This is a genomic window from Pedobacter sp. AW31-3R (assembly GCF_052180285.1).
Lineage (GTDB): Bacteria > Bacteroidota > Bacteroidia > Sphingobacteriales > Sphingobacteriaceae > Pedobacter.
In genome coordinates this window covers 5,407,162-5,423,156 of sequence record NZ_CP197475.1, presented here as the reverse complement: position 1 = coordinate 5,423,156, position 15,995 = coordinate 5,407,162, and the positions used below count along the sequence as shown (strand labels likewise).

General features: G+C 41.8%; 12 protein-coding genes. 11 read left to right on the top strand and 1 reads right to left on the bottom strand.

Annotation, left to right across the window (positions count from 1 at the left end; translation table 11 throughout):
* The first annotated feature begins 35 nt into the window (after positions 1–35).
* The 9 genes from ACSBL2_RS22245 (at position 36) to ACSBL2_RS22205 (ending at position 12,601) form a co-directional block, all read left to right on the top strand.
* Positions 36–1,430: a PQQ-dependent sugar dehydrogenase gene (locus ACSBL2_RS22245; protein WP_442588760.1), complete on the top strand. Its 1,395-nt coding sequence runs from the start codon at positions 36–38 to the stop codon at positions 1,428–1,430.
* A 204-nt stretch (positions 1,431–1,634) separates the two neighbouring features.
* Positions 1,635–2,954 (top strand): flippase, encoded by a 1,320-nt coding sequence (locus ACSBL2_RS22240; RefSeq protein WP_442588759.1) that lies wholly within the window; start codon positions 1,635–1,637, stop codon positions 2,952–2,954.
* 92 nt (positions 2,955–3,046) lie between these two features.
* Positions 3,047–4,222: a glycosyltransferase gene (locus ACSBL2_RS22235; protein WP_442588758.1), complete on the top strand. Its 1,176-nt coding sequence runs from the start codon at positions 3,047–3,049 to the stop codon at positions 4,220–4,222.
* Positions 4,223–4,276: 54 nt separating this feature from the next.
* Positions 4,277–5,338 carry a glycosyltransferase family 4 protein gene (locus ACSBL2_RS22230; protein WP_442588757.1) on the top strand — a complete coding sequence of 354 codons (1,062 nt, stop codon included), beginning with the start codon at positions 4,277–4,279 and terminating at the stop codon, positions 5,336–5,338.
* Between the two features lies 1 nt (position 5,339).
* Positions 5,340–6,521 carry a glycosyltransferase gene (locus ACSBL2_RS22225; RefSeq protein ID WP_442588756.1) on the top strand — a complete coding sequence of 394 codons (1,182 nt, stop codon included), beginning with the start codon at positions 5,340–5,342 and terminating at the stop codon, positions 6,519–6,521.
* Entirely contained in the window at positions 6,499–7,746 is a 1,248-nt protein-coding gene (locus tag ACSBL2_RS22220) for a hypothetical protein (RefSeq protein ID WP_442588755.1), read from the top strand. Before ACSBL2_RS22225 ends, ACSBL2_RS22220 begins: the two co-directional genes overlap by 23 nt.
* Before the next feature lie 25 nt (positions 7,747–7,771).
* Complete coding sequence (locus tag ACSBL2_RS22215) at positions 7,772–9,949, top strand: right-handed parallel beta-helix repeat-containing protein (RefSeq protein ID WP_442588754.1); 2,178 nt, start codon at positions 7,772–7,774, stop codon at positions 9,947–9,949.
* A gap of 90 nt (positions 9,950–10,039) precedes the next feature.
* Positions 10,040–11,287, top strand: a complete 1,248-nt coding sequence (locus ACSBL2_RS22210) for a cystathionine gamma-synthase family protein (protein ID WP_442588753.1) — start codon at positions 10,040–10,042, stop codon at positions 11,285–11,287.
* A 267-nt stretch (positions 11,288–11,554) separates the two neighbouring features.
* Positions 11,555–12,601 carry an NAD(P)-dependent alcohol dehydrogenase gene (locus tag ACSBL2_RS22205; RefSeq protein ID WP_442588752.1) on the top strand — a complete coding sequence of 349 codons (1,047 nt, stop codon included), beginning with the start codon at positions 11,555–11,557 and terminating at the stop codon, positions 12,599–12,601.
* A gap of 147 nt (positions 12,602–12,748) precedes the next feature.
* On the opposite strand, the gene ACSBL2_RS22200 is transcribed toward ACSBL2_RS22205, so the two are convergent.
* On the bottom strand, positions 12,749–13,609 hold the full coding sequence (locus ACSBL2_RS22200) for an AraC family transcriptional regulator (protein WP_442588751.1): 861 nt from the start codon (positions 13,607–13,609) through the stop codon (positions 12,749–12,751).
* Positions 13,610–13,746: 137 nt separating this feature from the next.
* On the opposite strand from ACSBL2_RS22200, the gene ACSBL2_RS22195 reads away from it, so the two are divergent.
* Complete coding sequence (locus ACSBL2_RS22195) at positions 13,747–14,757, top strand: aldo/keto reductase (protein WP_442588750.1); 1,011 nt, start codon at positions 13,747–13,749, stop codon at positions 14,755–14,757.
* Positions 14,758–14,761: 4 nt separating this feature from the next.
* On the top strand, positions 14,762–15,793 hold the full coding sequence (locus ACSBL2_RS22190; RefSeq protein ID WP_442588749.1) for a zinc-binding alcohol dehydrogenase family protein: 1,032 nt from the start codon (positions 14,762–14,764) through the stop codon (positions 15,791–15,793).
* The last annotated feature ends 202 nt before the right edge of the window (positions 15,794–15,995 follow it).

Sequence of the window (15,995 nt, the reverse complement as noted above, 5' to 3'; positions counted from 1 at the left end):
ATTATTCGGTATTTTTAGTACTAAATTTTACGTTTATGCTAAGGAATTTCGGTGTTTTAACCATCATAACGGCAGTAGTTGCAATATGCCTGAGTTTCGATACGGCGGAACGTGCAGAACCTGCAGCGAACTATAAAAACTATTGTGCGGGATGCCATGGAGAGAAGATGGATATGTTTGTAGACCGTGACTGGAAGCATGGCAATAAAAAAGAAGACCTGTTTAAATCGATCAAGTTCGGACTTGAAAATGAAGGAATGCCGGCATTTGCTGAAAGTATGTCGGATGCGGAGATCAATGCCCTTGCAGATTATATCCTCAAAGGAATCAAAAACGTGGATAAGTTTAACACGAATGAACGCCCTGTTTCTGATGTTTTCAACACAGCGGAATTGAAGGTTAAACTGGAAGTCGTTGCAAAAGGCATGGATGTGCCCTGGGGAATCGCATTTTTACCAGGCAGAAAAATGCTCGTTACCGATAGGGGGGGTAAATTATATGCGGTCAAGTCAGACCAGTCCTTACAGCCGATAAGCGGTACACCAAAAGTTTTGGCGCAGGGACAGGGCGGATTGATGGATGTCGTGCCCGACCCTGACTTCGCCAGGAATCATTATATCTACCTTTCTTACTCAAAATTCAAAACTGAAAATGGAAGTACCCTGGCTACTACTGCAATCATGCGTGCGAAGCTGGAAGGAAATAGCCTGCAGGAGCAGAAAGATATTTTTGTAGCACTTCCTTATGCCAGGACACAGCACCATTATGGTTCCAGAATCCAGTTTGGTACAGAGGGCGACCTGTATTTTTCTGTGGGCGAACGTGGGAATGAACAAGTGAATCCACAACAGATTAAAGGAAATGACCTGGGTAAAATCCACAGGATAAAAAGCGATGGAAGTATTCCTGCTGACAATCCTTTTGTGAATGTTGCCGGAGCAGCGCAATCGATCTATTCTTATGGACACCGGAATCCGCAGGGCTTAGCCATTCATCCGGTATCTGGTGAGCTGTGGGACAATGAGCATGGCCCCCGGGGAGGAGATGAGCTCAATATCATCAAACCTGGAAAAAATTATGGATGGCCGGTCATTACCTATGGTATTAATTACAATGGAAAACCGATCAGTAACCTGACTGCAAAAGAAGGGATGGAACAACCTGTCCATTATTGGATCCCTTCTATAGGACCAAGCGGACTGGCATTTGTAACCGGTACAAGGTATAAAGGCTGGGAAGGAAATGTACTTTCCGGTTCGTTAAGGTTCCAGTTCCTGCAAAGATCGGTCTTGAAAGGCAATAAAGTGATCAAAGAAGAGATCCTGTTCAAAAATATTGGCCGTGTCAGGGATGTACGGATGGGGCCGGATGGGTTTATCTATATGGCTGTGGAATCTCCGGGAAGGGTGTATAAGCTGGTCCCAATGTAGTCCTTCTTCAGTTTTCACCGTAATTTATAGGGGATGTCCTTGGAAAGACAGGATTTCAATACCATCTTCGAAAAAATAGCTGGATATTGGATGGATAGCACTGCGAAAGATTTTATTTATAGTACAAAATACGTGTCGTAAAGCAATAATTGGCAGTATATTTGTTTTATTCGAGACCTAAAAACAGCTGTAAAACATATATGAATGTCTAAGAATAAAGCATTAGGTAAAAACTATGGTGCTTTAACCATCATACAAGCGTCTAATTTTCTACTTCCTTTTTTAACGCTTCCCTTTATTGTACGAACAATAGGGCCTGAACGCTTTGGAGCCATAAATTTCTCCATTGCTATTGTTACCTATTTTATCCTGTTTATCAATTTTGGATTCGACTTTACGGCTACCAGGAGGGTGGCGCAAAACAGGGAAGACAAGCAAATGATCAATGAATTGTTTTCACAGATCTTCTATTCGAGGATTCTGCTTTTTATCGTTTCAGTTCTGGTATTTGCCATCATGTTCAGCACTATCCCGCAGATGAACCGGCATCCGATAGTCAGTATGTTTATCTTCGCCAGTTGTCTGGCGAATGTGTTTACCCCCAACTGGCTTTTCCAGGGACTTCAGATTATTCACAAAACGGCCCTGTTCAATTTCCTTTCAAAACTGGTTTTCTGCGTTTCTATCGTCTTTCTGATCCGTAAACCCGATGATTATATCTGGTATGCAGTGATGTCTGCTTCTTCCCAGGTGGTGGTTGCCATCGCCCTATTCATTTATGCCATAAGAAAGTTTAATGTCCAGTTCCGCGTTCCGGATTACAGGGAAGTGTTCAATCTGCTGAAAGAAGATAAAATGGTATTTATTGCTACGCTGATGATTAGCTTTTATACTACCAGTAATACGGTTATTCTGGGCTTGCTGACGACAGAAAAAGAAGTAGGGATTTTCACCGCTGCCTCCAGGGTGATTGCTGTTGTACAGAGTGTGATGCTGTTGCCAATGAGCCAGGCTTTATTTCCTCATATCGGTACTGCTTTTTCGAAAGGTAAGGAAGAAGGAGTGAATGAGGTAAAGCGGATTTTTCCATTGGTGATGATGTATACTTTTACGATGTGTTTTCTCGCTGCACTTTTCGCCCCATTGGTGGTGCATATTTTATATGGATCTAAGTTCGAGGATTCCATATGGATTTTGAGGATATTGGCCATTAGCCCTTTCGTCGCCAGTATCAGTAACGTAATGGGTGTGCAGACCTTACTCAACCTGAAAATGGATAAGGTGTATTTCAGGGTGACCATCATTGGATGTATATTTAATATCAGCCTTAACTTATTGCTGATACCGCTGTATAGTTATTATGGGACTGCAATTGCCTGGGTAGGAACAGAGCTGAGTGTAATGCTGACCTTGTTTATCGTATTGAGGGGACAGAGGATCAACCTTATTGACCGCAATTATTTCAGCCTTGCTTATCTTAAGCAAATGAAGCAGACTGCGTTTAAATCTTTTCGGAAAGGCTAATGAAAACAGCATGGACTTACCGCCCCGCCTATACAACGAATAAATACAAGCTCATGGTAGCTCCATAACCGATAATAAACAAATATTTACTGATGAAGATACTTTTTGTGAATACACTTTATGCTCCATTCCAGGTAGGGGGAGCGGAAGTTTCCGTAAGGACAATGGCTGAAGGGCTCGTAACCACGGGACATCAGGTGTATGTGCTGACACTGGGTTATGAACAATCCGTTAGGCGATTGAATGGCGTGGTTGTGATTTCATTGAAAACAAAGAACCTGTATCATATTGAAAAATCAGCGGGTCAGCATCCGATAAAAAAATTGATATGGCACCTGCTGGATTCCGGGAATCCATTTTATAAAAAAGTTTTAGGACGCCTGCTGGACAAAATCAAACCGGATGTCGTTAATACCAATAATATACAGGGCTTCTCTCCTTCCATCTGGAAAACGATAAAATCCAGAAATATCAAGTTGGTGCATACCATGAGGGATTATTACCTGATGTGCCATACAACCACTATGTACACAAAGTGTGGAGATTGTCAACAACTTTGTACAGCATGTAAATTGACCTGGTCAATTAAAAAAAAATATTTTTTATTACCCGATGGATTTATTGGCATAAGCAGGTTTATTCTTGATCAGCACAGCAGGTTTAATATCGGTCATCAGAAGCCACAGCAGGTGATTGCCAATGGTCTGGATAACCGCAATTATCCGGTACCGAGAATTAAAAATCCCCATGATGAGGTTGTTTTGGGGTTCATTGGCAAGGTAAACAGGCAGAAAGGTGTTGATTTTATGCTGGGTGAAATCGCTAAAATCGATACGCATACACGTTTCAGGGTGGTTATTGCCGGAAAAGCGGATCCTGATTTCATCAATGAGATGACCGCCCTGTATGAAGGGAAATTTGAATTCAGTTTCATTGGAAAAACTGATGCACAGGCATTTTACCGCAGTGTAGACCTGATTTTGGTGCCTTCTAACTGGAATGAACCTTTTGGAAGAATACCTATTGAAGCCATAGCTACAGCTACCCCCGTTTGTCTGGCGGATAAAGCGGGGCTTGCAGAATTGTATGATGAACGGTATATGTGGAAGTTTGAGATGGTTGAAAATAGCCTTAAGGCACTATTAGAGGAGATTTTAGCTCATCCTCAGGTCATTGCCGCCAAATCTGCTGCCGCTGCTGAAGCAGAGCATAAATATGCACCTGCCCTGCTCAATGAACAGCTGTCATCCTTTCTTCTGGAAGTGTAAAGTAGGTTGTTTTAAGATTTTGTATATCAGTATTTTGTCTATTTAATTTATGTCATGAGTAACCAACCAGTATATATTAACGGAAAATTCCTTTCTCAGAAGATGAGTGGTGTACAACGGTATGCCTCAGAGATTTGCAGGAATATGGAGAGTCCACTGAAAATCATTTGCGGGGAAGACCAGCAGAATAATGAAATTTATCAGCTTAAACAACCCCTTGAAATCATGAAATCTGCTGCTGGCATAGGCTGGGAGCAGTTTAAGCTGCCTTTGCACCTGCGTGCGAAGGGAAACCCGCTTTTAATCAGTTTCTGTAATGCTGCCCCTGTTTTTTACAAGAATAAGATTACCTGTGTGCACGATATTGCATTTGAACGTTATCCAGGATTTTTTTCCAGAAAGTTCGTTCTATATTATAAGTGGTTGATCCCTAATGTGCTAAGGAATAGTAAACATGTTGTTACAGTAAGCGAATTCTCTAAGCGTGAAATCTCTTCTTTTTATCACATTGATGCGGAGAAAATTACCGTGGTTCCCAATGCGAGTGCATTTAGTAAGGAACCGTCAAAAAAGGCTGTCAAAATATATCCAAGGCCATATTTTCTCTTTGTAGGTTCTTTGGATCCCCGGAAAAACCTGATTTTTCTGCTGAATGCTTTCCGCATGGCAGAATTAGCTGATATTGATTTGGTTGTGGTAGGTGCCGGACATGCCTCTTTTGCTCAAAATCCGGCCATAGAGCAATTCAGAAAGCTATCTAACATCGTTTTTACAGGTTATGTAACAGATGCGCAGCTGCGCGATTATTATGCTGGGGCTTTGGCATTGGTAAATCCTTCCCTGTATGAGGGCTTTGGCTTACCTGTCGCAGAGGCATTGGCTATGGGCTGCCCGGTTTTGGCATCAGATATTGAAGCCTTCCGGGAAGTTGGTGGCACAGATGTTGTTTACTTCAATACAGCTGACGCTTCAGAACTCTCCAGTTTGTTAATAACGTTCTCAAAAACGTTTTCGGTTTCCCAGGAAACTGATCCCATTAACCAAATGAAAAGTGTAACCTGGAAAACTTCAGCTGAGAGAGTAGATCACATTATTCAGCAATTTAATACCACATAAGATGAAAGTAGCTATTGTACATGACGAACTAGTAAGAAGAGGGGGAGCCGAACAGGTTGTATTAGATATGCACAAAGCATATCCTGAAGCAGATATTTTTACCCTTTGTTACAACAAAGATAAAACTTATGAAGAGTTTAAAAAAGCAAGGATTTTTACTTCCTGGTTTCAATACCTTGGAAAAAGTGAAAAACTGATCAAAATCCTTTATTTTCCCTTTGCGATCCTTGCGATGCGCATGTTCAATCTTAAAGGTTACGATGTCGTTTTGATCTCTACTACCCACTGCGGAAAATTTGTACGTGTAGATAAAAATGCTTCGGTAATTACTTATTGCCACACACCATTCAGATTGGCATGGAGACCATTTTCTTATGCGATTGTGAATTCATCCAATATGATCATCCGTAATATTTTCTTGTTTGCTTCAAGGGTATTGAGAGTTTTTGATAGCATGGCTGCTAAAGCAAGTGATTTTTACCTGACAAATTCAAAAGAGGTTAAAGCACGTATTGAAGATTCATACCACCCTGAACAACCCGTAAGTATCATCAACCCTGCAGCTAAACTTGATAATTTTTATATATCGAATGAAGTTAAGGATTACCATTTGGTCGTGAGCAGGCTGGAAGATTATAAAATGGTGGATCTTGTAGTGAAAGCATTTAATCAAACTCCCGAGAAAAAGCTGGTTATTGTAGGTACTGGTTCGATGGAGGCAGAATTGAAAGCACTTGCAGGTGATAATATTACCTTCTTAAAAGCACAGTCAGCCGCACAACTGGCAAAATTATATGCCAACTGTAAAGCATTGATTTTCCCTCAGCATGAGGATTACGGAATTACTCCGCTGGAAGCTGCAGCATCAGGCCGTCCGGTAATTGCTTTCGGTAAAGGTGGGGTGACCGAAACTATGGTTCCCTATAATGGTGACAGTGCACGTTGTACTTCGGTGTTTTTTGAAGAGCAAACTGTTGAATCTTTATCAGCAGCTATAGAAAAAGCAGAAATGCTTCAATTCAGTCCTGGATTTATCCGTAATCATGCGAATTTGTTTAGCGCATCCAATTTTATTGCTAAATTGAAAACGTTTGTGAGCAGGATTTATAACCTGAAAACAGATACTGATTTTTATATGTCTCTTACAGAAAAAGTTGTTTATGCCAGAAAGGAAGTTGCCTAAGTTTATTCATCTCTATATAGCGCTTTTACTGTGCATTGCTTTTATTGTTTCTGTTGTCTTATATCCTAAAATATCTTTATCAGTTCCTTCATATGTAATGATCTATCTTTTTGCTCCTGTGTTTTTCGCAGCGAGTTATCTGAAAGACCGGTTACTGTTGAAGGAACTGTTTTTTATAGCAGGTGTGTTTGTGCTGATGAATCTGCTGGCACAGGCACAGGTGTATTTTTTTTCGGTGACTTTTACCGATACACTGACGTTGGTAGACAAGGCCAATCCTGATAAAGTTCTCCTGAGAACAACCCTGATTAGCCAGAGTATTTACCTGTTCGCCGGGATACTTTGCTATTTGTACCTGAAATATTATGCGACTAGCGCACACCTGAAATATCTCTATATCGGTCTCAGGATTATTGTCGTACTGGGTTTCCTTGAAATTATACTTTTCCAGCTTACCGGGGTCAATGGCGATTTGATGACCAATCGCGTATTTAATGGAAAAGAGGGAAGTGGCAGTTTATTCCAGACGATTACCCTTGGTGGATTGCGTATGCAGCGCATGAAGAGCCTCACTGGGGAACCTTCTATGTTTGCTTTTTCACTGATCCCTTTCTGGATTTTATGTATCCCGTTAAAGCGTTATGCGGATTTCATTTTCTTCGGAATCGCTTTGTTGTTTACTTTTTCCACCTCGGCCTATTTGGGGATAATCATTTTAATCATAGGTGCCTGTGTGGCAGACCGTCGAATTGCAAAACCGATGTTATGGGTGGTGCCAATTGGTCTTGTGGTGGTGGTGGCTTTGTTTTTTGTCTCACCAGCCATACATAAATTGGTACATAGCGTATTTATTGATAAGTTTTCAGGAACCAATCAGAGCGGTTCTGAACGTTCCGGATATTTCCTGGGACAGTTTAATTTTTGGAAAGACCAGTTGAATCTTGCCGGTAAGCTGGTGGGTGTTGGGTTTGGATATGTACGCTCTACCGATTTCTTTTCTACTTTGTTAGTCAATAACGGACTCCTGGGGCTAACGGTATTTACCGTTTTCTTCTTTAGGCATGCTTTTGTGAAAGTCCAGAATATACAGTTTAATAAATTTTACGTCATTGCACTGTTCGCCGCTTTTATGATCCTGATGTGCTCGGTACCTGAGTTTGCTTATTTATCATTATGGATACTCTTGTCTCTTCCGTATTGGGTGGAGCGTAAAAGTTTGGTGTAGACACTGCGAATAATCCCTGTTGATCATGCGCTTACCCCTTATTTTATTCAGTTCTATTTTTTTATTTCCCCTGTTTTTCAATTCGTCTGTACAATCGATGACGACAGCTCATTTATTTGATGCTGCTGCACCTGCTGTTCAGGCAGGGCTGAACGTTTCTCCCGGTAACCTCACCTCTAATTTGCCCTTGAAAAGGGATACGGTGCTCAATGCCTTATCTTTTGGTGCTGCTGGTGATGGAAGGCAAAATGATGGCCCTGCTTTGCAGAAAGCTATTGATGAAGCCGCACGGACAATGACCACCCTGCTTATCCCTGCAGGGAAATATTATATTCCTTCTGCATTTTCCCTTCACATTCCTTCCATGGTGACCATTGAAGGGAGTGGGAAAGAGAAAAGTCTGCTCGTGACCGATAGTGTATTGACCCCTGCATTTCCTACACTGATCAGCATTGAAGGACAACAGATTACTTTAAGGAATCTCGGTATTTCAGGGGGAAGACCAATTGCTGCAGACCAGAAATCCAAGGCCTCAACGGGAAGATACACCCTGATCAATATCAGTTTTGACAGTAAAGCTTCAGAAAATATCCTGATAGAGGATTGCCGCTTAAGTGATGCACATGGCCGTGGACTGCTTTTCAAAGGAAAAAATATTACGATCAGGGATTGTGATTTCCTTCGTTTGGGCAGGTATTCAATCGATTTTAAGGCGGTGGATGGTGCAATAAGCAATTTTGGCCGGAATGAATGTTCCGACATTAGAATTGAACACAATACTTTCCGCTTTGTCGGTACACACGCGGTTTCCGCCTACAGGATCAACCGGCTGAATGTGGTTGACAATTACCTTTCCCAGATTTCAGGAATTGGCCTGGCCAATCACCAGTGCCAGAATATACGGATTACTGAAAACAGGATAGAATATACAGGCGACAATGGGATTGATGTGCAACGCTGTCAGCAGACCTTGATTTCTGCCAATTATTTTTATTGTGCAGGGAATAAGAATGCGGGTGATGCTGGATCGGCCGCGGCCATATTCTATGGCGATGATTATGCAACCGGAACAGCAAATAAAGCTATCATCAGCAATAATTTTATCAGGGGAGATTTCAACTTTGAAGCGGATACGCTGGCCTCACGTTCCCAAAGCTGCGGGATTTATATTATTGATGCTTTTCATTTAAAAGTGATGTATAACAGTATCAATGGCATAGGCGACAATAGTGACCGCAAAAAAACTATTGGAATAGAAGACGGGAATGGTATCATGATTGTCAACAGTGCCAAAGGGCAGAGCCAGGATATTATAGTAGACGGTAATTCTATTTTTGATACAAAAAATCATGCTTTGTTTGTAACAGGACAAGGGCGTGATATAAAAATTATTAATAATGTCATCAATGCAGCCGGTGGGCAGGGCATCTATTTCAGTGCTGTTGCCACTAATCTTTTTGGTTCCATCAGAAACAATACGGTAACGGATGGCCGCAATTGGTTGAACCGTAAGGTTGCTGCTGATATTTTTGTAGAGGCTAAAAATGGCTGGCTGACTCAACTGAATATTTCGTCCAACCAGCTGCGGAATAGTAAGAGAGGGAATCACCAGAGCCGTAATGATTCCGTATTTACCACCCATGGCATTTATTTCACAGGAGCCGGTTTTGCAAGGTTCAATAACCTTATTGTGGCGGATAATCAGATTACCGGGCATAGTGCGGATGAAATAGGCTTTTCTGACCTGGTGTCATCCTATTTCGTGAACAAGGAGAATAGGTACCCCGCTACAGGATTCCGTAAGAATTATTCGGGCAGTACCGATGATGCACCAAAGGAAATTATCCCGGGATATAACCAGGTGGAAAAACCATGGATCATTACGGAAAGTTATGCACTGAAAGTCCCGGATTATGGGAACTATTCCAAAGGTTCGGTGGTACACAATATTGCCAATCCCCCGGAACGCTGGGTGGCCACAAATTCAGGATTTGCAGCACAAAACAGATGGGTAAGTAATCAGCCGGTCAGTAAAGGACAGACCATTATTGTAGGCACACAGGTCTGGAGATGTTTTAAAGGCGGTCGTACCGGTAGTGTCATGTTCAAAACTGCGATCGGGGAAGGAAAAACTGTCCAGGATGGCTCTGCAATTTGGGAGAAGATGGGCGACAGGGTTTTATTTAAGGCTTTTGCAGGATAAATCAGTCGCTGAGTCAATTAAATGCAAAATGGTTTAAGATTTCGGAAAAAAAGCCGGAAGTTTGCCAGCTCTGTTAAAATTAAAAAATAAATGAGCGATCAAAAAGGATTTACAACAACCATTCTACATTCAGACCGGCTTTTGAAACCGGAATTCGGCGCTTTGCACCAACCTGTTCATACGGCAGTGACCTGGGGATATGATGATGTACAGGGGCTGGTGAACGTATTTCAGAATAAAGCTAAAGGATATGCCTACTCCCGTCAGGGAAACCCTACTGTAACTGCTTTGGAGCACAAGGTAACGCAGATGGAACAGGGAATGGCTACAGTGGCCTTCTCTACAGGGATGGCAGCGATTTCAGCTACTGTCTTTGCTTTGGTAAAAGCAGGGGATCATATAATTGCCAGTTCCTTCCTTTTCGGAAATACACGCAGTATAATGCAGACTTTCATGGATCTGGGAATTGATATCACTTTTGTGGATGCTACAGCTGTTGAAAATATAAAGAATGCCCTGCAGGAAAATACCCGTATGGTATTTATTGAAACGATTGCTAATCCTGCTACTCAGGTGGCCGACCTGGGTTCAATCGGTGATTTTTGTGAAGAAAAAGGACTGGTCTATGTGGTGGACAATACAATGACTTCTCCATATATTTTCCGTCCGGTGACGGTTAAGGCAAGTTTGGTCATCAATTCGCTGACGAAGTATATTGGGGGGCATGGTGATGCCCTTGGAGGTAGTGTGACCGATACAGGTCTTTTTAACTGGGTGAATTATCCGAATATCACTGCTGTTCTTCGCCAGCAGATCCGTCCGGAGATGCTTGGGATTACACAGATCAGAAAAAGAGGTTTACGTGATGGTGGTGGAACCTTATCACCTGAGGCGGCACATACCATTGCCGTTGGTGCTGAAACCATTGCTTTAAGGCTGGATCGTGCCTGTGCCAATGCAGCTGCACTTGCAGGTTTTCTGGACACACATCCATTGGTCAGCAAGGTTTATTACCCTGGTCTGGAGAGTCACCCCCAGCATGGACTTGCTTCTTCTATTTTTCACCGTTTTGGCGGACTGATGAGTTTTGCACTTCATGATGGAGTAGACTGCTTTGAGTTTTTAAACCATTTAAAACTGGTGATTAAATCGAGTAACCTTGGTGATACGCGTACGCTTGCTATTCCTGTTGCCCATACTATTTTCTTTGAACTGGGTGCGGAACGCAGGGCTGAGATGGGAATTCCCGATTCAATGATCCGTTTATCTGTCGGTATTGAAGATACGGCTGATTTACTGGAAGATTTCCGCCAGGCGCTGGAAGCATCAAAAGCATAAGCTATCGCTTATGGTTCAATTCCGTTAAAAGGGGATTTTTCTTATTTGGGAATTCCTTTTTAACGGATTTTTTTTGCCCCGTTTTTTTGCTTCCTCCTTATGGTTTTTTTTGAGTCCATGCCTGAATCCGTTATGATATCTTTTCATCCGGTATCACCTGTTTAACCCAGTTTTTTTACACCACACAGATTTTTTTCAGATTGCTGAACATATCCCGGCAGATGGTTGTTGTTATATTTGTTGTAACAACTAAATAATTGAAAACAGATGAAAGATGTAAAAGCGTATGCAGCTCAGGCTGCCGACAAACCATTAGCTCCATTTCATATAGACCGTCGTGAGCCAGTTTCAGATGATGTGGAAATTAAGATTTTATATTGCGGGGTATGCCATTCAGATATCCATACGGCAAGAAATGAATGGGGAGGTACCATCTATCCTACAGTTCCCGGACACGAGATCGTCGGAACTGTAACCCGTGTGGGTGATCAGGTGAGCCGTTTTAAGGTCGGTGATACGGTTGGGGTCGGATGTTTCGTTGATTCCTGCGGGCATTGCAAAAGCTGTGAAGATGACCAGGAGCAATACTGCGAGAACGGACATACACAAACGTACAATTCCTATTCACAGGATAAAAAGACCATCACTCAGGGTGGCTATGCGAGCCATATTGTGGTAAAGGAAAGTTTTGTATTGAGTGTTTCCGATCGTTTGCCATTGGAAAAGGTTGCCCCATTATTGTGTGCCGGTATTACTACCTATTCGCCATTAAAACACTGGAATATTAAAAAAGGAGATAAACTGGCCGTTCTTGGTTTAGGTGGCTTGGGACACATGGCAGTTAAACTGGCTTCTTCAATGGGTGCTGAAGTAACGGTATTGAGCCGCTCTAAAAGCAAAGAAAAAGATGCCGTAGAATTGGGTGCTCACCATTTCGAACTCACTACAGATAAAGATAATATGGCCAGAATGGCTAACAGTTTCGATTTTATTATCGATACAGTTTCCGCCCAGCATGATTACAATGAATATCTTGCCCTGCTTCATAACAATGGAATCATGATCTTATTGGGCGTGCCGCCAACCCCATCGGAAGTACAGGCTGTTCATTTAATCTTTGGCCGCCGCAGTCTGGTGGGTTCATTGGTTGGTGGAATTAAAGAAACACAGGAAATGCTTGATTACTGCGCTGAACACGGAATTACTTCTGATGTAGAAATGATCAGCATTGACCAGATTAATGAAGCCTATGAACGCACGCTTAACGGCGATGTGCATTACCGTTTTGTCATTGATATGGCTACTTTAAATTAGTCAATAGTTATCCTGTAAACGGTCTTCAGCTGGATTTTTGAATCTGTCTGGAGACCGTTTTGTTTTCCTGATAGAGGTGATGATGCGCTTCACCAAGTTGCACCGGCGATCAGGCTGTTTCAGCAGCCTTCCTTACGATGGATAGGCTTATAAATTCTTCTTATAATTCTGGGGAGTCTTACCCGTAATTTCTTTAAAATTTTTGTGGAAACAGGAGAAGTTGTTGAAGCCACTTTCAAAACAGATCTGTTTGATATTCTTTTTATTGTCGGTGAGGAGCTTGCAGGCATAACTGATCCTGATTTCGGATAGAAACTGTGAATATGTTTTACCCGTTTTTGATTTGAAATAGCGGCAGAAAGAATTGGTTTCAAGGTTGACCAGGGAGGAAATTTCTTCCAGCTGGATTTTGCGGCTAAAATTGGCAGCCGTAAAATTATAGATAATGTTGATCCGCTCATCATTTTCCTTATGGGGTGTTTCAGAAAGATCAACTGAGGAGAGTAGCTGGCTGGATTCGATTCTTGCAATGAGTACCAAACATTCAAGCAAAGTGGTGATGCGGCTTAGTCCTTTTGCGGTATAAATTTTTTCTATCAGTAAGGCAATGGTTTTTGCCCTGTCTTTTTTGATCAGTATTCCCCGCTTGGCTTTTTCCAGGAGATGTTTTACCGGTTTTACTTCATGCAGGTGCATGAATTGTTTACCCATAAAATCTTCAAAAAAGTGGATAACCGTAGAACAGGGCAATGAGGATTTTATTGTGGGTAAACAATCTTCATCATATTTCCAGTAATGGGTAAGGTTTGAGCCAACCAATACAATATCCCCGGGCTCAAAATCTTTGCTGTGGTCTCCTATAAATTGTTTTCCCTTTCCCTGGTGAAAGCTGATGAGTTCTATCTCATCATGATAATGCCGCTTATTATTGATATTTGGCATCATATCTTTTCTTATACTGAAAGAATAATCGAAACCATGGGGAACCTGAAGTAACTGCGCTTTCATATGGGTAAGGTATCTGGCTAATATTTTTTGGGTATAGACCTTATTAATGGTAATATAACTTACTACTAAGTTAATAATTCTGACATATTAAGTGTTAAATACTTTTTCTTTGGTCAACCAAATGATAAAGTAAAAGTATGGACAATCAATTTAAGCTACCGGAAGTCATCTACGGAACAAGTGGACTTGGTAATCTGTTTACAGCACTTGATATCACACATAAAAAAGCTATTGTTGAACAATGTATCAAACACTGTAAAGGAATCCCCGTATTTGATACGGCAGGAAAATATGGAGCAGGCCTTGCCTTACAATCGCTTGGCGAATGTTTAAATGCGCTCAATATCCATCCTGATGAAGTGGTCATCAGCAATAAACTCGGCTGGCTGCAAACGGAACTCCGCACACCTGAACCGACATTTGAGCCAGGGGTGTGGAAAGAAATTAAGCATGATGCTGTGCAGAAGATCAGTTATGAGGGGATCCTGGAGTGTTTCGAGCAGGGGAATAAATTACTGGGCAGTTATATTCCCCAAATGGTTTCCGTCCATGATCCTGATGAATATCTTGATGCAGCAACAGATGCAGCTGATTATGAAAAACGCTACAAAGATATTCTGGATGCCTATACTGCATTGGCAGAGCTGAAAGGGAAAGGTCTTGTAAAAGCTATAGGGGTAGGGGCTAAACAATGGGAAGTGATCCAAAAGCTGAGTCGTGATGTAAAGCTGGATTGGGTGATGATTGCAAACAGCTATACCATCCATCGCCATCCTGCAGACCTATTCCATTTTATGGAAGAGCTGGAGAAGGCTGGGATCCGCATCATCAATTCTGCTGTTTTTCATTCGGGTTTCCTCACCGGGAGCGACCATTATGATTACCGGAAAGTGAGCATGGAGACAGATGGGGAACTGTTCAGGTGGAGGGAGGAATTCTTCAATATCTGTAATGAATTTAACACCTCTCCGGCAATGGCTTGTGTACAATTTGCCTTAAATGCTCCTGGTGTGGGAAGTATCGCTTTGAATACGACCAATCCGAACCGGGTAAAGTTTAATACTGAGCTTGTTTACCACCAATTGCCGGATGGATTTTTAGATAAAATGCACGCCGCAGGATTAATTAATACAAAAATAACGATTTAAAGATATGAAGACTTTGGTTTGCAGCACACCAGGAATGCTGGAATATAAAGAAAAAGAACGCCCGGTATTAACGCCCGGACATGCGATTATAAAAATAAAAAGAATAGGGATTTGCGGGACAGATCTGCATGCTTTTGAAGGGACACAGCCTTATTTTAATTATCCCCGTATACTGGGACATGAATTATCAGGGGAATTGGTGGCATTTGACGAAGCGGAAGGGGCTGACCCGGAGTATTTTTCTATTGGAGAGAAGGTCACTTTCATTCCTTATTTTAATTGTGGTCATTGTATTGCCTGTCTCAGTGCCAAACCTAATGCCTGTGTGCATATAAAGGTCTGCGGGGTACATGTTGATGGGGGAATGGTAGAGTACTTATCTGTGCCTTCCGAATCGCTTATTCATGGGAATGGACTGAATTATGATGAGCTTGCATTGATAGAGCCGCTGGCTATCGGAGCACATGGGGTAAGCAGGGCAGGCGTCCAAAAAGATGAGTTTGTACTGGTTATCGGTGCAGGGCCCATAGGTCTCGGAACGATGGAGTTTGCACGCATTGCAGGAGGAAAGGTGATTGCGATGGATATCAATTCGCAGCGGCTGCAATTTTGTAAAGATAAGCTTGGTATTCCCTATACAGTGAATGCCGGGGATACCGATGTGATGGAACAGTTGAAAGAGATGACTTCAGGACATATGCCTACAGTGATTATTGATGCAACAGGAAATCTAAAAGCAATTAATAATGCTTTGTATTATCTGGCCCATGGAGGACGATACGTGCTGATTGGTTTGCAGAAAGGGGATCTGCAGTTTAATCATCCGGAGTTTCATAAACGCGAAACCACCCTGATGAGTAGCAGGAATGCTGTACGGGAGGATTTTGAACTGGTGATCGATGCGATTAAAAATAAGCAGGTAGAACCGGGAAATTATATCACCCATCGCGTGTTATTTGAAGAAGTAAAGCAAGAAATGGCAGGCTGGACTGATCCGAAAAATGGTGTGATCAAAGCAATGGTTATTGTAGGATAATATCTTGAATGAGAACATTACTTAGTCAGTTTGACTTGATTTACGCTTTTTAAGCGTGAATATTGCTTGCTAAATCGTTTTAATTAGCTAATTATTGAGGTTTTTAAGGTTATTGTTGAAAACTTTTTTTGCGTATTGCATAAAAACAGGCCTAGTATTGGATATAATATTTAAATATTATTATTCAATACAGGTTTTTTTT